Origin of the sequence: Paramicrobacterium fandaimingii (genome assembly GCF_011751745.2) — a bacterium.
Lineage (GTDB): Bacteria > Actinomycetota > Actinomycetes > Actinomycetales > Microbacteriaceae > Paramicrobacterium > Paramicrobacterium fandaimingii.
In genome coordinates, this window is the sequence record NZ_CP061170.1 from 2,461,583 (window position 1) to 2,482,465 (window position 20,883).

15 protein-coding genes, 1 tRNA gene and 1 pseudogene are annotated in these 20,883 nt (G+C 58.2%); 6 read left to right on the plus strand and 11 right to left on the minus strand.

From position 1 onward, the window contains the following. Positions 1-126: 126 nt before the first annotated feature. Together HCR84_RS11875 and HCR84_RS11880 are read right to left on the minus strand one after the other, a co-directional pair. Positions 127-200 (minus strand) — tRNA-Pro (locus HCR84_RS11875). 62 nt (positions 201-262) lie between these two features. Next, entirely contained in the window at positions 263-916 is a 654-nt protein-coding gene (locus HCR84_RS11880; protein WP_166980749.1) for a hypothetical protein, read from the minus strand. A 112-nt stretch (positions 917-1,028) separates the two neighbouring features. On the opposite strand from HCR84_RS11880, the gene HCR84_RS11885 reads away from it, so the two are divergent. The 4 genes from HCR84_RS11885 (at position 1,029) to HCR84_RS11900 (ending at position 6,527) form a co-directional block, all read left to right on the plus strand. Beyond that, positions 1,029-1,490, plus strand: coding sequence for a hypothetical protein (locus tag HCR84_RS11885; protein WP_166980747.1), 462 nt, complete (start codon positions 1,029-1,031; stop codon positions 1,488-1,490). 262 nt (positions 1,491-1,752) lie between these two features. After that, positions 1,753-4,176, plus strand: a complete 2,424-nt coding sequence (locus tag HCR84_RS11890; RefSeq protein ID WP_166980746.1) for a phosphoketolase family protein — start codon at positions 1,753-1,755, stop codon at positions 4,174-4,176. 360 nt (positions 4,177-4,536) lie between these two features. Continuing rightward, the gene (locus HCR84_RS11895) at positions 4,537-5,145 is read left to right on the plus strand and encodes an AAA family ATPase (RefSeq protein WP_166980744.1); all 609 of its coding nucleotides are present in this window, start codon (positions 4,537-4,539) and stop codon (positions 5,143-5,145) included. Next, positions 5,127-6,527: an ATP-dependent nuclease gene (locus HCR84_RS11900; protein WP_166980742.1), complete on the plus strand. Its 1,401-nt coding sequence runs from the start codon at positions 5,127-5,129 to the stop codon at positions 6,525-6,527. Before HCR84_RS11895 ends, HCR84_RS11900 begins: the two co-directional genes overlap by 19 nt. 309 nt (positions 6,528-6,836) lie before the next feature. Here the strand turns inward: HCR84_RS11900 and HCR84_RS11905 are convergent, their stop codons facing one another. From HCR84_RS11905 to HCR84_RS11915, 3 genes are all read right to left on the minus strand, one after another. Further along, the gene (locus HCR84_RS11905) at positions 6,837-8,159 is read right to left on the minus strand and encodes a UDP-glucose dehydrogenase family protein (RefSeq protein WP_166980740.1); all 1,323 of its coding nucleotides are present in this window, start codon (positions 8,157-8,159) and stop codon (positions 6,837-6,839) included. A gap of 78 nt (positions 8,160-8,237) precedes the next feature. Continuing rightward, positions 8,238-9,746: a glycosyltransferase family 39 protein gene (locus HCR84_RS11910; protein ID WP_166980738.1), complete on the minus strand. Its 1,509-nt coding sequence runs from the start codon at positions 9,744-9,746 to the stop codon at positions 8,238-8,240. 20 nt (positions 9,747-9,766) lie between these two features. Further along, positions 9,767-10,558: a glycosyltransferase family 2 protein gene (locus HCR84_RS11915; RefSeq protein WP_166980736.1), complete on the minus strand. Its 792-nt coding sequence runs from the start codon at positions 10,556-10,558 to the stop codon at positions 9,767-9,769. A gap of 51 nt (positions 10,559-10,609) precedes the next feature. Between HCR84_RS11915 and HCR84_RS11920 the strand changes: the two genes are divergently transcribed. Continuing rightward, positions 10,610-11,080 (plus strand): GtrA family protein, encoded by a 471-nt coding sequence (locus HCR84_RS11920; RefSeq protein WP_166980734.1) that lies wholly within the window; start codon positions 10,610-10,612, stop codon positions 11,078-11,080. Positions 11,081-11,089: 9 nt separating this feature from the next. Here the strand turns inward: HCR84_RS11920 and HCR84_RS11925 are convergent, their stop codons facing one another. Then, on the minus strand, positions 11,090-12,907 hold the full coding sequence (locus HCR84_RS11925) for a DUF4012 domain-containing protein (protein WP_166980732.1): 1,818 nt from the start codon (positions 12,905-12,907) through the stop codon (positions 11,090-11,092). Positions 12,908-13,056: 149 nt separating this feature from the next. Here HCR84_RS11925 and HCR84_RS17810 point away from each other — a divergent pair, with 149 nt between their 5' ends. Further along, positions 13,057-13,437: a helix-turn-helix domain-containing protein gene (locus HCR84_RS17810; protein WP_491562674.1), complete on the plus strand. Its 381-nt coding sequence runs from the start codon at positions 13,057-13,059 to the stop codon at positions 13,435-13,437. 387 nt (positions 13,438-13,824) lie between these two features. Here the strand turns inward: HCR84_RS17810 and HCR84_RS17815 are convergent. The 5 genes and pseudogenes from HCR84_RS17815 to HCR84_RS11955 all read right to left on the minus strand — a co-directional run. Beyond that, positions 13,825-13,956: pseudogene (locus HCR84_RS17815) on the minus strand (transposase); the annotation flags it as partial. 564 nt (positions 13,957-14,520) lie between these two features. Beyond that, positions 14,521-15,093 (minus strand): LbetaH domain-containing protein, encoded by a 573-nt coding sequence (locus HCR84_RS11940; RefSeq protein WP_244972470.1) that lies wholly within the window; start codon positions 15,091-15,093, stop codon positions 14,521-14,523. Positions 15,094-15,144: 51 nt separating this feature from the next. After that, a complete protein-coding gene (locus HCR84_RS11945; protein WP_166980728.1) occupies positions 15,145-16,263 on the minus strand; it encodes a glycosyltransferase family protein in 1,119 nt (372 codons plus the stop codon). A 1,441-nt stretch (positions 16,264-17,704) separates the two neighbouring features. Next, positions 17,705-18,799 (minus strand): polysaccharide pyruvyl transferase family protein, encoded by a 1,095-nt coding sequence (locus HCR84_RS11950; RefSeq protein WP_166980726.1) that lies wholly within the window; start codon positions 18,797-18,799, stop codon positions 17,705-17,707. Then, positions 18,800-20,023: a lipopolysaccharide biosynthesis protein gene (locus HCR84_RS11955; RefSeq protein ID WP_166980724.1), complete on the minus strand. Its 1,224-nt coding sequence runs from the start codon at positions 20,021-20,023 to the stop codon at positions 18,800-18,802. Positions 20,024-20,883 lie beyond the last annotated feature (860 nt).

Genomic DNA, 20,883 nt, shown 5'->3' on the forward strand with positions numbered 1-20,883 from the left:
TTGAGAGAGGGGAAGAGGCGCGCATTATGACGCGAGTTTCGCCACAGCTTTGCACGGCCGTCAAACAGGTCGGCAGAGACGCAAAAGGTCCGAGACGAAAATTTTCGTCTCGGACCTTTTAATACGTCGGGGTGGCGGGATTCGAACCCACGACCTCCTCGTCCCGAACGAGGCGCGCTACCAAGCTGCGCCACACCCCGATGTGGCTGAAAAGCCTCACTCATCTTAGCCGATGAAAAGGGGGCATTGTCACATCGAGTCGTCACTCGGCACGCGCGTCGGCGCTCACAAGCTCCGTCGCGCCCTCGAGCTCAGCACGCTTGCGCCGGGCTGCCTCACCAACGACGTCCGGTGCCATGGCCGACACCTGTTCCGTCAGCTCTTCTGCCGCCTGCGCAAGATTCTGCGCCGTGACCACTCCGCCCGGCTCCCCCAGGCTCTCCCGCATGACCGCTGCGGACGCGGGGCTCAACCCGCCGTCGATGACGGCAAGCGAGATCGCGTGCCACCACGGAACGTCAACGACGATGTCGAGCGACTCCGCCTCAACGACACCACAGGCGTCGATGACGCGCTCCGACTCGTCGATCATCGCTCCGACACGTGCCAGCTGCTCGGCATCGCTGCGGCCAACCCCGGCAAGCGTCGATGCGTCGCCTGCTGAACGCTCGACGCCCTCGGCAGCGGCAATCGCGATGACGGCGTCGGCGGCCCGACGCAGTTGCCCCGCCTGCCACAGCAGCTGGTTCACGGCATCGTCCGGCATCTGACGCACGAGTTCCGAGACGTTGCCCACGGCGGGTCGTCGTCGCACTCCCCCGGCCCCGCCGAGGCCGGTGACGGCCGATGCCTCTGCTTGCGCATACACGCGAGACACCTTGTGGGCTGCGTTCTCGAGTCGGCTGAAGAGTTCCATGCGCCGATAGTATCGAACACATCTTCGTAGAACAAGTGTTCGACCTCAGGTTTAACCTCATACCGACAGGCGGTCAACTACCATAGAGCGACAGAGCGAAGCGAGGGAGCCGATGCCTGCACAACCTGATTCCGCATTCCGAATTCTGGTGTTCAGCACAGACGGGGAGTCGGAGGCCCGACTTCGCACCGAGCTCCGTGCGCGCGTCGAGGCGGCATCTCTCCCCGCGAAAGTCATCGCCGAGAAGGGCGTCGTCACGGCGGCTGTCGATCTGATCATCGGGCTCAGCGCCGCCGACGTCGATCGCGCTGCCCGCTTCCTCCCCGAGGGGGCAACTGTCGCGTTCACCGCCGCCGACCTCGCCGATGCGCTCTCCCCCACCGCGGGCATCGACAAGCGCTGGCTCGTCACCGATGCGCGACCGGCCTCCAATGGCGAGCCGCCCACGATCGAGAAACTCACGGATGCTGTCGCCCGCGCCCGCCGCAATGCACCATCACCCGGCGGCGAAGGTCTCGGCTACCGCGACCTCGGTGAAACGCTCGACCAGATCATCGACGGCCTGAGCCGCTAACAGCTCATTGCGATGAACCTCTTGGCCCGGATCTCGATCGAGTGCTGACAGCAATAGCAAACCACTCGTTGCATCTAACGTTGTACCCGGGAACACGGTCTCGCTCGGACGTTTAGGAATCTACCGTCGCTGTCTCGACTCGGGCTGGGCCGAAGATCTTCTACCGCTACCTGGGTCGATCAATCGGACTCAGCCTGAACGCCTCCTCACGATCCTCCGCTGCCCCTATCCCGCAGGCGCGGTGAGACGTAGAGTCCGAAGCATGGGTGAATTCAGCACATCCGAGTCCATCGAGACGCAGCCCGCTGGTGACCTCGCCGTCGTTGATGCGTGGTGGCGTGCCGCCAACTACCTGAGCGCAGGCCAGATCTATCTGCAGAGCAACCCGCTGCTGCGACGCCCGCTCGAACCAGCCGACATCAAGCCGCGTCTGCTGGGTCACTGGGGTACCGCACCGGGTCTCAACCTCACCTACGCGCACCTCAACCGCATCATCGTGCAGCGCAAGCTTGAGATGCTCTTCGTCTGCGGGCCGGGCCACGGCGGAGCCGCCATGATGGCGAACGCCTGGCTCGACGGGTCGTACAGCGACCTCATGCCCGAGGTCGGACTCGACGTCGACGGACTCACGACGCTGCTGCGCCAGTTCTCCTACCCGGGCGGCGTGCCCTCGCACGCGGCCCCCGAGACGCCGGGCTCCATCAACGAGGGCGGTGAGCTGGGCTACTCGCTCATGCACGCCTACGGAGCCGCGCTCGACAACCCCGACCTCACCGTCGCGTGTGTCATCGGCGACGGCGAAGCCGAGACGGGCCCGCTCGCCGCATCGTGGCGCGCGCACAATTACCTCGACCCGGCCAAGGACGGCGCTGTGCTGCCGATCCTCCACCTCAACGGCTACAAGATCGCCAGCCCCACTCCCCTGGCGCGCATCCCGAGCGACGAGCTCATCTCGTTCTTTCACGGGCACGGCTACGACCCGCTCTTCATCGACGGCGAAGCGGGTGCTCCGCACGAGGTGCACCCGCACATGGCGCAGACTCTCGACCTCGCGTTTGACCGCATCGCCGAGATCCAAACCGAGGCGCGCGAAAACGCGAGCTCCCAGCCGGAGCGCGAACGGCGCTGGCCCGTCATCATCCTGCGCACGCCCAAGGGCTGGACGGGCCCGGCAACCGTCGACGGCCAGCAGATCGAGGGCACCTACCGCGCTCACCAGGTGCCGCTTCCCGAGGTGCGCGAAAACGCCGAGCACCGAGCCCAGCTCGAGCAGTGGCTGCGCTCCTACAACCCAGACGAGCTGTTCACCGAGACGGGCGCGCCGTCTCCGAGCCTCGCGGCAATCAGGCCGACCGGGCCCCTTCGCATGAGCGACTCGCCGCACGTGCACGGCGGCATTAAGACGCCGCTCATGTTTCCAACGCTCACGCCATACGCCGTCGAGACGACGCACGACCCGATCGGCACAGCGGGCGCCACCGGGACATTCGGCCCGTGGCTCTCGCAACTCATGTGCCAGAACCCGGGCATCATGCGCCTGTTCGGGCCAGACGAGGTCGAGTCGAACCGCCTGGGCGCCGTCTTCGAGGGCACCGATCGCAGCTGGGCGTCCAGCATCATCGACACCGACACGCACCTCGCCGCGCACGGGCAGGTGATCGAGGCGCTCAGCGAGCACCTCATGCAGGGGATGCTCGAGGGCTACCTGCTCACCGGGCGCCACGGACTGCTCACCTCCTATGAGGCGTTCATCCACATCGTCGACTCCATGTTCAACCAGCACGCGAAGTGGCTCGAGGCCTCGCGCGCCATCCCCTGGCGCCAGCCGATCGCCTCGCTCACCTACCTGCTCTCCTCGCACGTGTGGCGACAAGACCACAACGGGTTCTCGCATCAAGACCCCGGCTTTCTCAATGTGGTCGTCAACAAGCAGTCCGACGTCGTGCGCGTCTACCTCCCGCCCGACGCCAACACGCTGCTCGTCACCATGCGGCACGTGTTCGGCACCCACAGTCGTGTCAACGCCGTTGTCGCCGGCAAGAACGAGCAGCCTGCATGGCTCAGCCTCGACGAGGCGACAGACCACGTGCGCGCCGGCCTCTCCATCTGGCCGTGGGCCGGCCATGAGCCAGGGCTCGATCTCGACGACCCGGCATCGTCAACACCCGACGCCGTCATCGCGTGCGCCGGCGACGTCCCCACCATCGAGGCAATCGCCGCCGCTCAGCTCGTGCACGAACGCTTCCCCGACCTCACACTGCGCCTCGTCAACGTCGTCGATCTCATGCGCCTCCCCGACCCGGCGCACCACCCGCACGGGCTCCCAGGCGAAGACTTCAACGCGCTGTTCACCACAGACCAGCCGGTGATCTTCGCCTTCCACGGCTACCCGTCGCTCATCCACCAGCTCACGTACAAACGAGCGAACCACGCGCAGCTGCACGTGCACGGCTTCAAAGAACGCGGAACGACGACAACACCGTTCGACATGGTCAACCTCAACGACCTCGATCGCTACGATCTCGCCAGCGACATCGTTGCGCGCACCACCAACGTTGCCGATCCGGATGCCGCTGAGGCAGCCATCCGCGAGTGGCAGCAGGCGCGCACCGACGCCCGCGACTACGCATACTCACACGGCGAAGACCCGCCGTGGATCACGAACTGGGAGTTCCGCCGCCGCTAGACACTATCGAATTCATCGGGAAATCAACTATGCAAGAATCCGACGATCTCAGATGATGTTTGCTCTCGACTATATGCGTGGGCGTCGCCATATCTGCCTCCCGGAAAGTAACTAGATTCGTCATTCACGATACGTAGCTAGTGTTCTCGAATGATTAGCCATATATTCACTCAAGGCAGAGAATCGACCCGCGAATACTAATGAGTAGGTTCACGTGCGAGAGCTTGTCAGTTCCAAGTGACGTCTGATCTGGCTCCCAATAGCGGGACTTTCGACTGACCTTTGTAGCCTTTGCCCCCTCGAAGGGGTATGTCCCTGGTCGTCAACAGCAGATACGTTGTTTTCGATAAGGAGTGGAATATGCGCATAGAGCAAGTCAAGATAGAGAACTTTCGAAGTCACAGTTCCACAATCATTGATTTCGATGACTATACGGCCCTGATCGGAGCCAACGGTGCTGGCAAGTCTTCTGTCTTCTACGCTCTCAAATGGTTCTTTGACGGCGGAGTCCTAACTGAGGCGGACATCCATTCGGCCGCGCGGAGTGGCAATGAGCCAGTCAAAGTTTCTGTCAGTGTCAAGTTCACCGAGCTAACCACTGCCGACAAAAGTCGTCTAGGTGAATATGCGCGCGGTAAGTCTGCCCATTTTTCTCGATTCTGGTCCTCTGACGACGAGAAATCAAAGGTTGTCGGAAACTCAATTGCTGGACCAGGGTTCCCGGACGTGCGCCGAGAGACTCGTGTCACGTTCAAACGAAAAGAGTATTCGAACCTGCGCAAAGAGATCCCAGATCTACCCCCACTACAAGGTTCCGCTGGCGTCGCAGAAATAGATCAGGCGCTTGCCGATTGGGAGAGCTCGCCCCAGAACGCAGAAAAGCTGTCGCCCATAAATCATTCTGATGCAAACCATCTCTTTGGAATCAACGGGAAAAACGTAATTGGCGAGTGGTCCAATTCATTTTGATCCCCGCTGCCACTGATATCTCAGCGAACGTAGGCACCTCAAGTAAGGGGTCTACGTTAACCGAACTCATTGGAGCTGTCACCAATGCAGCGGGCACCAAAGCTCGTGCGGAGTGGGCGGCCAAGTACGCCAACGCACTCGAAGAACTCAACACGAGCATTCAGGCTGGCGTCCAAGACGCTACCGCGCACCATGCGAGGCGAATCAACGCGCGACTATCAACTATGATTCCTGAGGCCGAGGTCGAGTTTGTCACCGAAGTCCCAGATTGGACCCCAAAAGGGGATCCGAGCGTGTCGACGCGTATCACGTTGGGTGATATCTCGAACGATTTGAAAAACCAAGGGCACGGTACTCAACGTGCTGTGATGATTGCCATGTTCCAATCTCTCGCGCCGGACGAGGCATCGGCAACTTTAGATTCTCCTCAAGCTGACGGCGAGACCGACAATGATTACAAGGATCGACTGAACGAAATCGTTCAGCAGCTCCCCACTTTAATAGTGTGCATTGAAGAACCGGAGATCTACCAGCACCCCATCCGCGCCCGAGCGTTCGCCCGAGTTCTGGCGGAACTCGCCGAGCGGCAATCAGTTCAAATAGCTGTGGCCACACACAGCCCGTATTTCGTCGCTCCGATGCAATTTGCTCACCTAAGACGGCTGAGCCTTACATCTAGCAAAACCACCGTTCACTCTGTCACGCTCCACGAAGCAGCCAAGAACTCTAATGTCGCGGTCGAAAAATTCCGATCCACGATCGAAAGACATCTTCCTTCCGTGTTCTCTGAGGGGTTCTTTGCGGACAAGGTTGTACTCGTTGAAGGTGACACCGACAAGGTGTGCATAGAGGGCATTTCGGAGGCACTTACTATGCCTCTTGACCTATCGGGTGTCGCCGTGATTCATGTTGGCGGAAAGAATGAATTGAAAATGGCGTACGCAATCCTCGATGCGCTCGACGTACCAACGTACCTAATTGTCGATGGTGACGCTGACGGGGCATCGAGAAGACACAAAAATGGAACACAAGAACTTGAAAAAGCTAGGGCTTCAAACGGAAGCCAAACTAGCGAAATCCTCTCGTGGCTCCCCGCAAGCATCCCACATTCAGGCAACTTGCCATATTCGTTCGGAGACCCAACACTCATCACAAGCTCATCCACGGTTTGGCGAGACGATCTCGAGTCTGAACTCGAAAACTGGCCATCGTTCATGGCCGAACTCGCCAACGCAGGGGGCGCACTTCGCCAGAAGAAGGTTTTCACCTACCGGGCGGCAGTCCTGAACTCTAACGCGACCGACATGCCGAAGAATCTTGCCGAAGTCGTTCGGGCAATTCACGAACTCACCGCTGACGGTGACGCTGTGCAATTCATCTAGCGTGAGAGGAATCAAGACTGGGAATATCGGCGGCGATGAGAGAACTCGCGTAGACGCCCGTTCGACACTTGGCGGAGCCCTGCGAACTCGCACCTTTCCTTGGCCAGGCGTCCACGCAGGACTGAGTATTCGACGGCGTGAGCAGCATCGTTATTGCGGTTGAACAGCGTTGAGTAATGCGAGCGAGGAGCAGGGGCCTTTCACCGGACGACGAGACTATTGCGGCGATTCAGGAGCCCCACACCGCTCCAAGCCAGTGAAAGCGTACGTGTCACGGAGCCTTCGATACCGGTGAGTTCAGCGCCGGCGCTAAGGGCGCGCACGGCCGTTCTTCACCTGGCGGCCGAGGCCCGCGTACTCCCAGCCGGCGTCCGCCCACGCGTCCGCGTCCAGACAGTTGCGCGCATCCACGACGATCGGGGTACGCACAACGCTGTGCACCTCGGTCGGGTCGAGATCCTTGTACTCGGGCCACTCGGTCACCACCACGACGGCATCGGCATCGGCGAGCGCCTCCTCCGTCGAGCCGTACACCAACTGAGGATGCAGCTCACGCGAGTTCTTCATCGCCTGCGGGTCCGTGGCCACGACGTTCGCGCCAAGTCCATTCAGCCGCACGGCCACGTCCAGCGCGGGCGAATCCCGCACGTCGTCGCTGTTCGGCTTGAACGCCAACCCAAGCACCGCCACCTTCTTCTGAAAGACGCTGCCCCCGAGCTCCTCAGTCACCAGCTCAACAACGCGTTCACGGCGACGCAGGTTGATGGCATCTACCTCTTTCAAGAAGGCGACAGACTCACCGCGCCCGAGCTCCTCTGCTCGAGCCGTGAAGGCACGAATGTCCTTCGGCAGGCACCCTCCGCCGAAGCCGACGCCAGCGTTCAAAAACTTTCGGCCAATCCGCTTGTCGTACCCGATCGCGTCCGCGAGCTTCGTGACGTCGGCTCCCGTCACCTCGGCGATCTCCGCCATCGCGTTGATGAACGAAATCTTCGTCGCTAAGAACGCGTTCGCCGACACCTTCACCAGCTCCGCTGTAGCGAAATCCGTCACGATCACCGGGCTGCCAGCCTCAATCGCCGTCGCGTATACCTCGTTGAGCTGGTCCACCGCGTAATCGTCACCGTCGGCGACACCGTATACCAGGCGATCCGGTTCGATGGTGTCTTTCACCGCGTATCCCTCACGCAAGAACTCCGGATTCCACACGAGGTGCGCACCGCGCGCCGCGATCGCTTCCGTGAAGCGCTCAGCGGTCCCGACCGGCACAGTCGACTTCCCTACGACGAGGTCACCCTCCGACAGGTACGGCAGAAGCCCTTCGATCGCGGCGTCTACGTAGCGCAGATCTGCGCTACCACCCGAGTGGCTCTGAGGCGTCCCGACGGCGATGAAGTGAATGACGGCGGCGCGTGTGTCAGCCGTGTTTGTGCTGAATCGCAGCTTTCCGGATTGAATTCCCGATGTCAGCAGTTCTGGCAGACCAGGTTCGTAGATCGGCGACCGGCCCGCAGAAAGCGCATCGACCTTCACTTGATCAACGTCGATGCCCACAACGTCGTGTCCAACAGATGCCATTGCCGCTGCGTGAACTGCCCCAAGGTAGCCGCAGCCGATGACCGAAATTCTCATGATGAATTCAGCGTATCGGGATTTCCCGCGTGCATACCCCGCGCCAGCACCCCACTTCTGGGATTCAGATGAGCGCCCTCAGCCTTTCGTGGGCAGTGCGCACAGCGCATACTGCCTCTCTCTCGTGAGTACGTCGTCGCAGTCGGAGCGCAGCTTCTCCGCGAACTCCTTCTTGCCCTCGGCGGAGCTATCCCAGTTTCGCCACAGCTCCGGAGTGCCATCCCACTTCGGCACGTCGTCCAAGACAACGCGCGACCCTGCAAGCACGATGAGCGACACGTTCGGTCCCCACGAAGTGACGATGACATCAAGATCAGCTTGGGAGATGTCGGCAGCGATCGCGCGTTGATCTGCAAGTGTCTCTCCGAACCGCGACTCGTCTGCGATCTGAACATGTCCCCACGTCTGAACGCCGAGGGTCACCACGACCACAGCCCCCGCCAGCGCTGACACAACTTGCCCGGGCACCCTCCAGCTTTTCGCTCTCCACAGCTCGCTGAGCGCCCGGATTGCCACGGCGACAATGATCGGCACGAAAACGTACATTGCGATGGCCGGGTACCTCGGCCAATTCGGCGTGTGGGTCGATGTCAGCCACCAGCCGAACCAGATAATGAGTCCAAGTACAGCGGCGATCGCGAACACGGCAGGTTCACGATTATTCGGTCTTTCGTTATCGTCGTCGGCACGTAACCGAACAATGGCCAAAACCACGATGAACGCGACGGCAGCCACGACGATCGCGGCGCAAGCGAGCGTCGCCCAGGTTGGCGAATACCAGCCGCTCCCCAACGCTGACAGCTTCTTCAGCGGGTCGACGGGGTCGATGTTCTGGCCGCCAGAGGTAAAGAACCAATAGAACTCGTGCAGATTCTTCCAGTACCCAGCAGGCCCCAGCGCAACCAACTTCCACAGCTCGTACAGAACATTGGGCACGATAGCAACCGCTGCGCAGACCAACACTCGACCTGCACGCCGCAGGAACGACCCTTCCGTCAGCAGGTAGAGGGCCAGTGCAATCGGGATCGCGGCCAGAGCACTTAGAAGCTTTGTCTGCATCGCCAGTCCGATGAACAGCCCCGCCAACCACGGGCGTTTGCGCAGGACGACGAAAGCCCAGACCAGCAGAGCAGCTGCTGGCACCTCACCCAGAATGTCCACCGGTGATTGAATCGGCGAGCCAGAGTTCCAGGTGTTCCAACCCAATGGCACACACACTGCCGCGAGCGCAGCCCACCGCCCACCAAGGCGGCCGCCCAGCAGCCACAGGCCAGCTACGAGCGCGCCGTAGAAGACGAAGACCACAAGTCGCCCACCGACGACCGGGTCAGCGCCAAGCGCAATCACCGCCGCAATCGGGAGCAAGACGACCGGGCCCGTAGAAATCCGCGGGTCGAAAGTCGAGAGCTGACTGCCGCTCAGAGCACCATCGCTTGTGTACCCGAGACCATTCACCAAGTTGAGCGGCACCGTGAGGTTGAATGCTTCGTCTTCCCAGAGACGCATGAAAAACACGCCCTGAAAGACGATCCACACTTGCGCAGCAGTTGCAAGCACCACAACGGCCCAGAATGCAACTGTCGTCACGCGACGCCAGTTGATCCTCCTCATGACGAGAACACTCCCCCGTGACGCGCAGGTGCACCAGGACGCAGGCTCACGTTCCACACCTCGCGCGCGGCAGCAGAGATGAACGCTCGAAGTCGCTTCGGCGGCACGAACGCCGCCGTGCGGTTCTTCCCCCACATGGTCCCGTGCGCCGAATCTCCCCGCCGGGGAATACTTCTGACCCGCGCGTAGGCGACTCCCATTCCACTCCGCTTTTCCGCCAGCGAGAAATGCACATGGGGAACGCTCGCGTTCTCAGGGACGAGGGCAAGGAGAAAGCGAAGAGCGCTCGGCCGGTACACGCGAAGTGGTGTGTTCACATCCGGCACTCGCGATCCCGCGGCGAGCGCTACAGCCGCGCCAACGAGCGCGGTGATCACCTGCCGATACCACGGGTCCATGCGGCCGTGACGAACGCCGTGAAGCACATCAACGCCGAGCTCCTCGTGAGCAGCGATCAGTCGCGGAAACTCCTGGCCCAGAAACTGTCCGTCACCATCGACATGCACGACAACATCCGGGTTCAGCTCCAGGCCGGCCCGATACGCCGCCAGCGCCGTCGGCCCGTGTCCCTGGTTGCGCACAGACGTGATGCCGATCAGCTCGGGCATGGCCTCGCCTAAGCTAGCCAGCAGCTCCGCTGTACCATCAGTCGAACGATCGTTGACGACCACGATGGAGAGTTTGTCGACAGCGGGTGAGACGTGCGCGACGATCTCTGTCAGAAAGGCTTCCAGCCCGTCAGACTCGTTGTACGCAGGCATGACGATGGCGACGTGTCTGCGAGGCACGAACCCTCCCGGCAATCAATGTGAACGGACTAGTAGTAGCGTAGTCGAGCCATGACACATCATCCGCGCCTCCGCCGTCTCATCGGGCTCAGCTCACGGTTTCTGACGATCGGAGCGCTCTCAACCGTGATTGAGATCGCAGCCTTCAACATTCTTCTCTATGGGCTGCACGTTGACGGAGTGTGGTCGAAGATCTTCGCGTCACTCATCGCGCTCGTGAACGCGTACTTCGGCAACCGCGAGTGGACTTTCAAACATCGTGGCAAACACGGTCGCGTCCTCGAAGTCGTGCTTTTCCTCATCGTCAACGGCATTTGCACTCTGATGGGCGCGGGGATCGTCGGGGTGGGCCTGTGGACTTTCCCGGACGCTGGCCCGCTCGTCGTGAACATCATCAACCTGTTCAGCATCGGCATCGTCGTTATCGCGCGCTTTCTGCTGTACCACTTCATCGTCTTCCGCGGTGTGCGGCCAAGTCACACCGCCGAGCACGAACTGCGGTCGACCAACAACGACGAGTAGGTCGTCGAGCTATTCGTCCTCTTCGGGCTTGCACCCGGTGATCGTCACCGGAGTGTCCCGCACCATGGGAGTCGTGTCGATACCGAACTCGCCGTACTCCTGGTCCGGTGTCCCCGTCATCGTGTACGAAACAGTGACCGACTCACCTGGCTTGAGCACATAATTCAGGCGCACAACCGGTCGCCCGTCAATCTCTCCCGTCGCCTTGGCCGAGTACTCCTTACCGTTCACGGTCCAAGAATCAATCGACGCTCCGACCGGTCCGTAGACGATGAAGTCTGTCGCGATGTCGCCGGGTTTGTAGTGCACCCCTGTGATGTAGGCCGGCAGCGTGCTCGCTTCTTCCCGAGATATCGAATTTGTCAGCGTGACGTCAGTTTTAAACGTGGGCGATTCGCCGTTCGAAACGTCACACTGATTCGTGCTCGCGCTGATCTTCGCGTCGACGTAGTAGTCCATCTTCGAGCCAGTCGTGTCGTTGAAGTACACGCCGACCGTCGTCTTCTTCGAGTTGTCGGCAGGCAATACCCCTTGAAGGGCGGTCCCCTCTATCGCACCAGCCAGGTCTTCGTGCGGGCTCCACATCATGAGCCGACCCTCGTTCGCAGACATCACGAGCGCGCTCACCATCGCTTTCGGGACGCCGTTTCCCGCGGTAAGTGCATCGAAGACGGATGCCGCTGCCGCGGCGAAGAATGCATCTGACTCTGCGCCGCCTGGGTACCTAAAGTAGGCCTCGTTGAGCAGGAGCGAAACGGCGTTGTCTGCAGTTAGCGTGTCGCCGGTTGGCATTCCGACAGGACCAGTCGCTTTGAGCAGGTAGCTGAGCCCGACTGGATCGAACGAGATGATGCCGTCAAGTGGCGTATCGAATTCTTCGTTCCAGAACGCTTCCATCAAAGCCGCAGTAGTTGGAAAATCTGGCGTACTTGTGATGTTCGGAATGTACTTTCCGATGATGTCCGAATAGACCTTTTCCACATTCGGATCGAGTTCCATTACAGGCTCACGGGTCCATGAGTTTTGAAAATCTCCACTGGAAGCCTGCTGGGCGATTTCGATCGCGCCGTCCTCAACGTGGATGAGAACCATTGCAGCTGGGTTACCCCCCGCAGCGCGCACTTCGGAATTACCTTGGAAAATCATCAAGTAGTTGCGTGGTTCTTCTGCACCGAGCGCCGAAGGGAGCACCGCAACCGGAACACGGAGCTGTTCCAGGGCCGTGTCCGCCTTGCCCAGTGCAGTCTCCAGTTTGGCAATACCGCTCGAGACTTCGTCAATCAACGCGTCGCGCGGCACATCGGCCAGCTTCTTCTGCGCACTGTTGATGGAATCTGCAGTTGAGTCAATGAAGGGTAAGAGATCCGCAATCGCGTCGACGTCGATGCGCCCGTCCACGGGCTGCAGCGCCTCGATCGACAACTTCGTTGCTGGTTCCAACGCATCAACCGCTAGGTCGTCGACGGTTTCCGCCACGACCCTTACGGCTTTGAGGTTATTGCCGATAAAGGGGATTGCTTCCGCAAGATGCCAAAGGTCACCCGTCGTCTGCGCGCGCGCCGCGCTCGTATGCTCTCGCAGGCTCGCGGCTGTTTCGGCCGCTGCTTCAGTATCACCGTCAAGAATCTGCTGCTGCACTTGCGAAGCGAGTGGCAATGCGGCCTGAAGCTCGTCCTTGGCGTCGGTTACTTGGGGAATCAGTTTCGATGCGACGACGACGCCAGCTATTCCGACGACGAGGAGCAATCCGAATACTCCTACTGGAATCCAGAAACGGTAGCTCTTCAGCAGCGGTCTCATTTTTTTACCGCGCGCGCGTATTCCCACAGCACAATCAAACCATGCCCTTACGAATGAAGGTGAATCTCAGCGTGAATCAGCCTCGGTTTGCAGGTGGGTGTGATCTAACAAGGAGAGAATTTGGTCATCTCAGACTTAAACCGTGAGCGCAACACTCTGATCCAAAGAGGTATGACTTGGCCAAGATTGGTCGCCCTAGGCTGCCGGATTCAGAACGCCGTAAGGCCTGGGAGTTATGGAAATCGGGCCGCTCTTTCAGCTCAACCTCACGTGTGATGGGAGTGCTGCCGGGGTCCTTGTTCGCGATCCACAAGCCCCGCGGCGGAATCTACTACCCACAGCCGCATGCCAGCGCGAGTTCTCTGACGTTCACGGAGCGCGAAGAGATCTCACATGGAATCGCGGTGGGCAGGAGCATCCGCTGCATCGCGGCGAGCTTGAGTCGGTCACCGGCGACGATTAGTCGAGAGACCAACCGAAACAAGGGCCGGAAGAAGTACCGCGCTCTTGATGCCGACGACAGAGCTGCCCGGCGAGGGCACGACCGCAGAAGCTGAAGCTGCAGACGAACCTTGTGCTGCGCGGCTATGTCTCCGTCCGCCTTGCCCGTTGCTGGTCACCGGAACAAGTCGCCAGAACGCTTCGCCGTGACTACCTGGCGGGTTCCACCATGCAGATCAGCCACGAGGCGGTTTATCACGCCGTATATCTCAATAGCGTCTGTGACGCGCTGCCGCAGAAGATCCATCAACGCTTACGACGGCACCAGCCGATCCGTCACGGCAAGCACCACACGCCTCGGGCCGGTGGCGGTCCCAGATCAAGAACGCCCGGCCGATCGGCGAGCGTCGCCTCGAGGCAAACTATCGCACCGCATTCGGGCACGTCGAAGGTGACCTCATACTGGGCGCCGACACGACGCAGGTGGCAACGTCAGATGTCGGTTACCGTGGCGGTTGCACGGTGTTCCCGGAGGATGCTTGCATAGGGGCAGCGCCGGCGAGGGAGGCGAATGCGGCTTCGGAACGGAAGCTGCCGTGGCGCAAATTGGGCGCAAGAATGATTCCCGTGGTGGCTGGCCCAAACCCGGCTGGGCTTGGCTTGAGCTTGCCTTCGGGGTGGTTTCACTTCGACGACTGTGATGCCCGCAGCGAGGACGAGGTCACCTGTGTTGATCTGAACCCAGCTAATCGCTCGGCGCATTGCGGCGACGGTGACGGGGAAGCACTTGCTATCGACGTGAACTCCTGTTCGCGCATTGACGATCACATACGTGTGAGTGCGAGCGCGAGCATCGATGCCCACGACATACTCGTACGCTTCTGTCACCATTGTCAGGACGGTGATTCTCCAATCCAGTTGAACGCCGTTACCGTGGCATCGGCCTGGAAGTGGTCTTGTCAGGCAGTTCTCTAATGAGGCACGCAACCGTACGGTTGCGCCCAACCTTTTATCAGGCCGAGGCAAGAGGCCAGGCCGAGGCCGCTCTCAACGACGAACAATTCTTTTGCAAGACACGTGAAGTGACCCACGGTCAGAATGCGGCAGAGTCACATCGTTAGAGAGCGGCACCAATCCTGCCAGCGGGTAAAAGACCTACCAATAACCATTAGAGGATGCGGCATCAAACCTGCGGCGCTTCAAATGTCGAATCGATTCCCAATATTCCTAAGGTCACCTTGCTTTACAACGGCATTGGGCGGCACAATGCCCGAGACAACAGACATCGGATGCACGAGAGCGGAGCGCCCGATGCGTGACCCGCCAAGTATCACGCACCTTGAAGTGACCCACACGCCATCGTCAATAATTATTCTGCGTGCAACAAGTCCCATATCACTTCTGTGTTTGTGGCTTCCAGTGGTCAAGAACGTATCCTGCGAGATCACGACATCGTTGCCGATGTATATATGTTCTTGATTGTGGATCCACACGTCCTCCCCAATCCAAGCGCGGTCACCGATGTGAAGCTTCCACGGAAACTTCACGCGTGTTCCAGGTCGGAAAATGACCTCCCTGCCAATCCTTGCCCCAAACAGTCTCAATGCTGCAATTCTAAGGCGTGAGCTCGCTTGCCATGGGTTTCGAATTAATATCAACTCGCAACAAGCCCATAAATACACCACCCAGGAGCTACGATCCCAAGCTGCCTTCTCGCCGGGAGCATTTGACAGGTCAATAACGGGAACGGCCTTTTGCTTCATGTCAACCATGTTTCCTTTCGGCGCGACTACGTGTCGACGTGCTTCTAAGTCATTCATCATTCAGTCTCTTCGTTCAACGACGTCAAGGATTCCGTCGCTGAAGGCTTTGACCATGTGCTCGAGAGAGGGCGTTCCTGATTTCGCACGGCAGGCCATTCTCAGGTCGGTCAGACTTTCATCGTGAATTTGATTGCGAAGCGTGACCGCGAACTTCTGCGGGTCGTTGGGGAGAAGCAACGAGTCAGTACCTATTTCGAGATACTCATTTTCAGGAGCGTGGAAAGGCCAATCCGTTGTGAGAATCGGCAAACCAAGTACGAAAGATTCCGGGGCGATCAAGCCTATTCGGCCAGGGTTGATCAGCAGTTGGGAGACTTTGGACATCTTTGCTTTTAGGATCGAGTCGACTCTCCCGAGCATTCGCACTTGTCCACGCTTCGACGCTGCGTCTAACATCCACGAGTCTTTGCCCAGCCCACCAACTAACAGCAATATCTTGCGGTCAATCTTCCAGAGTTCGTCGAGCACATCTCCGACAAATTTGACTCGTTTAGAGCTGTCAAGGCTGCCGATCATAGAGACTGTGAGTTCCGGGTGTGGAACATCTAACTCGAGTTGAACCGCATCAGTAGATATCGATCTTGCCGTCTCAACAGCTTGTTGTAGTTCGTTCAAATCTATCGTATTCATCAAGGTAACGATCTTGTCTGGAGACAATCCCTTACTGATGGCTTCGCGCGCTCCGCCATGCGTGTACGCAAACGTTAGTCGGCTTCTTCGCATCTGCCAGACTTTTATCGTCTCACTCAGTTTATTCGGATGACTAGTGTAAGACTTGACATGCCCCCAGGTTATGGTGCGCCCCGGCTTGCACCATAAAGTCACTAATGAATCGATGGACGTGCTGGATAGTTCAACTACGTAATAGTCCGCTTTCCGCCATGATTTCCAGCTTGAATGCCACCGAAGTCTTTTGCCTGCTATCGAGAGCTCATGTGTAGTGCGCGCTTTCAGCCACGACGGAGATTTCGCGTCGCCCCTTACCGCCGCGTCGCCTGTAGGGGTTCCAGACACGACGAAACATTCGTGCCCATTTGCTTTCAACTCTGCGATTACTCTCTCAAAGAATGCGATCCGATAGCTTGGAACATACGGTTGGACAATCGCAATGCGAGTCATGTGCACCTCGTAATTTCTAAATCTGGTCCATCAGTAACTTGTCGGAAATCTAACGGCCGCCGAATTATGGCGGCTCCTTTTTCGCTTTCGCACTGATCTATTGATTGCAAACAACAGAAGGTAAAGAATGATGCAGCACTGAGCCATGATCCATAGTTGAGAAATGGGATTACCACGCGCGATGACGGGGGCAAATGCCGCAATTGCCAAGCTTGTCGCAAGTTTCCACTGAGTCGTCGCGATCGTGGGATCGAACCTTGCGCAGCTCCACCCGATAAAACTCATGCCAATCACCAGACTTACAAAGCCGAGGTCAGCGTAAAGTGTCCCTGCAATGCTTGGTACGGGACAATATGACACTCCGCAAGGGGCTCCGAACGCGTAGGTAAGGAGCATGTTGCTCCAGCTTTCGTACGGGGCGGATGTCGCTGGGAAGGGTGCGAGGAATGCCTCCCCAAAAGTGGCGCGCCCAAAACCGAAAGAAATGTTCGAACCAATTCGCGGGGCGAAGTACGCAACCCAATTGAACATTTCAGTGTCGTATGAGAGAAAGAACCCGTTCAATACACCGCGAAATCCTTCTGCATCCAAATAGTCTGCCATCGCACCAAGTAGGTCCGTACTCTGCCTGCGTGAGCCAGCGCTCCTCACAAAGGGGAAAATTGCGATGGCAACGAAGCCTGCAGCGCCTAGAACCCAAGTCCGTAAACTGAGGCGATTATGCCAACGGCGACCTGACGCGCCAATTAGTCCCGCTAGCAAACAGGGAATTAGGAATCTCCTGTTTCCAAGCAACGAAGGCGGTATCACGCACAACGCAATGGTTACCCAATAAAGAATTGCTAGTAGCGGTGAGTAGAGACTCGTGCGTTCTCTTGAAAACCTGACGCACGCTACAAGCAACGCGGCTACGACCGGCAAGGCTGGCACTATTGTAGGAACCCCCAGCAGTGTTTCTGCTGCTAAGGCACTCCTGCCCTCTGCCAACAAATCAATGTAATCGAGCCCCCCACCTCGCGTTACGACGATTAGGAGCCAGAGTGCCAGAATTGTCCATGAGAGCAAGAATGAATTTCTCGTAGCTCTGGCCGGAACTGGCGTTTGCAACGTTCGCTCCTCGCTTTTCAGGATCGGCGCTTTGTTGTTGAAGTTTTTGTGAGCGCGAGAAATCCAAAATGCAACTACGAAGGTGAGAACGCTAACAAATCCAATTACGCTTGCAATTTGGAAGCCGTCATATATGTTTTTGCCATAGAAGACAAAGCTAGAGGCGTTTAACATAAATAACGGACGAAGCCCAAAAATGGCAGTGAGTATCGCAAGTACTAACGAGAACGGCCCAAGGACGGCTCCATAGCGGAACCGTGTACCAAATGCCCATGCCAACGCACCAACCACCGTCGTTAATACTGGCCAGATATAAAGGCTGGCCGACTCGGCGTTAATCACTTCCCCTTTCGATCTGGTTTTGACCGCCGGTGTCGCTAAGGGTTGTTAGGACCATCGCACGTATGTCTTCAAGGCGCGCCGAAGCGGCTTCAACATCAGCGACTACTTTTCCCCGCTCTACAGAGAAATTGTCTTTATCTATAAAGATGGGGGTCACGATTTCTGGTTCCATCAGCTTGGGTTCACCGACAACGCTTAGCGTTTTTGGAAGTTTGTCCACTCCGGGGTGAACAATACATATGGGAATAGCACCATTTCGCGCACCAAGAATCGCGGCGTGTAGCCGATCCGTAATCACAAATGCAGAATGTGCATATGCGTTTTCGACGCGCTTCAGCTGAGCAACGTAATCGTTACTTTGCCATTCAACTACGTCGCATCCTAGCTCGGACGCAACGTTGTGATGTTGCGCATCGTCTCTAGCGACCTGAGTCACAAGAATAATTGACAGTCCACGAGATGCAGCAAACAGCTTAATCCACTCAAGTGTGCCACTGCTGGCTGGCTTGTCGCCCCTCAAAGAAACTGCCACCTGTGGGCGATCCTGACTACTGCCGATTCCGGACGACGGTTTGAAATAAGCAAGATCCGGGGCTACAAACCTCTTCAGAGCCAGGGTATCAAGAGACCCGGTATCTCTAACGACGCACAAATCAGCCAAGCGAGCAGTAATCCTTTCGACTGATCGTGCGATCACCTTGTTTCCCGAGTATGAACGGCCAACTATCAAAACCTGACCGCGGCGTAGCTTTACTAGAATTGAGTTGATCGCATTAACAACGGACTTCGCTCGCGCGCGGCCCGAATAACCGATGATCTGCGGTCCGGGAGCAAAAACTATACTTGGCCGTCCCACCAAAAGTGCGCGAATCAAACGAAGCTGATAATGAAAAGGATTTCGGATCAAAGTGGCCGAGCCAGGGACGGAGAATGCCCGAACGTAACTCTCAGGCATCGTGCTGACCAATATGAACATCGGGCGCTTCGAATCGTCCAACCAGTCAAGCAATATTTTGCGAATGACGACGTCGCCGAGATTGTCTGGTTGGGCGGCGATGCTGTAAAAAACCGGATTGGAATTTGGCACTTACTTTACTCCTGACGTGAGCGAACCCGTCTTTCTCCGGTACCTGCGAACCTGAAAATATAATAGGACCGCCTGCAATACAAAAGACATTGACAGGGCTGCCGCTGCACCTGTCGCACCATGCGTCGCGCCAAGCACCATTACACCAGTAAGGCACACAAACGTCGTCAATGTAGCTATGGTCGCAACCGATCTTCCTTTGCCTAGCCCTTGTAGCGTAGAGCCAAGAAGAGACGCTGCTCCTGCGAATGGCAGACCGACCATCGCAAGCTGAACGGCTGGCACTGCCCCGGAGTACCCAGACCCGAGTGCTATATCGATGGCTGAAGGCGCTGCGACGATCGCTGCGCCATAGATCACGAGGCTTGCGATCGTCACCCAGCCAATCAACTTCAGGGCGGGATTCAACGCATAGCCATTTCTTGAGACCGCAGGTAATAAGACGCTTGCAAGCGAGGTCGGAATCATTCGCAATGGGGACAGCAGCCGGCTTGCGGTTGAGTAGTAGCCTGCTTGAACGCCGCCAGAGAACACAGCGATGACTGCAACGTCGAGATTCCGAGCCTGAACTGCCATCGAATTCATCCAAAAGGGCCGACACTCGCGCAATATGTTCGAGATTCCAACATTGGAGATGCTAGGAGCCCAGCCGCGAGTAATCCACTGAGCGGTGAGAGCTGAGACGAGGCCGGCGAGCGCCACTGCTAGTGAGAATGCAGCCACTGGGGCCAGGCTTACCGAAAGCAACGAAACGAAAGCTGCAATTGCTAGAGCGCGCCGTAACAGTAGGTTGAAGGTGGCCGCATACGCTCGAGAGTCTGCGATCGCGAGTCCCATCCGGCAATCAGCGGCTCGTTCTGCACCACCTGCTACCGAAATCGGTAGTGCCGAGAGAAAAAGTGGGTTCACTGTCATTCCAAGTACTGCCAGGATCGTCGCGTACAACACGGCAGTGAGAACACACATAAGAAGGTTCAACTGAAGCGCATAGCTCGCTCTTCCGTCATTCGCGTCCGCTGCACGAGTTTTCACGATGAACGTAGCTAATCCAAGATCGGTTATTGACTGGACGACGATCAACGTTCCAAGGATCGAAGACACAAGTCCGAATTCAGCGGGAGACACGTATCTGGCGAGAAGTAGAAGTAACCCAGCTTGCAGGACAGCGGCGATTAGCCTACCCGCCGCGATCCAGAAGAACTGACCGATGATTCTATTATGCATGGATCCGCTCATATTGGTGGAGCCGATGGCTGTGTCGTTGCGTCAACGCACTTCGGCTCCAAACTTCAATGCCGACACGAGCCGCGCTCCAAATGGTTATTCTGCCGGGACGATCGAAAGCGTAGCAAATACGGATCGCAAGTATGAAGCAGGAGTGTCGCCTCGTCGCCATCTTGAAGTTCCACTAGCTTCGTTAAACCATGCGCGGCCAATCGGCTATGCGCGTTGACAATATCTTTTCAATCCTCGCATGCGCAGGAACCGGGCGTGCGAAGGCGTGGTGTTCCTATTTGGAACCTATTCCCACGCAAATTACCTAGTTCCACGCGGTTTTGTGGGGAAAGCAGCTGAATGATGCTCGATCCCCTTACCCCTGGACTGGGGCCCAAGGTCCTTGTCAAGCACCAGAGAGCCTTCTTGAATTGGTCTGACCCAGTTTCCCGCTTATAGCGACGGCAGGTTCGGGTCTGCTGCACGAATAGGTGACATCTGAGGTTGCTGGCCTGTAGGGCTGGCTTGGAAGGATGCCATTATGCCCATGTCGTTCCCTTAGTACCGCGAAGACGTTGTTTGTGGGGCACAGAGTCGTGATCCCGGGTCACTCTCGCGCAGATCGCGAAGGACTTTGGCACGCACGTCGGCCGCCGCCGCCGGAACAGTGGATACGTCAATCACGCATTGAAGGTGGTGAGCAGCCTGGTCTGACACGCTCGGCGAGTGACGAGGTGCGTGAGCCGCGCAATCGTAGCCGGGCCTTTGAGTAGGAAAGTTGAGGCGAAGACCGGCAAGAAGCCCGGGCTGGCCGTTCACGATGATTTCTGCTTCGTGAACGACGCGCACGGGCTGCAACTGCACGGGTT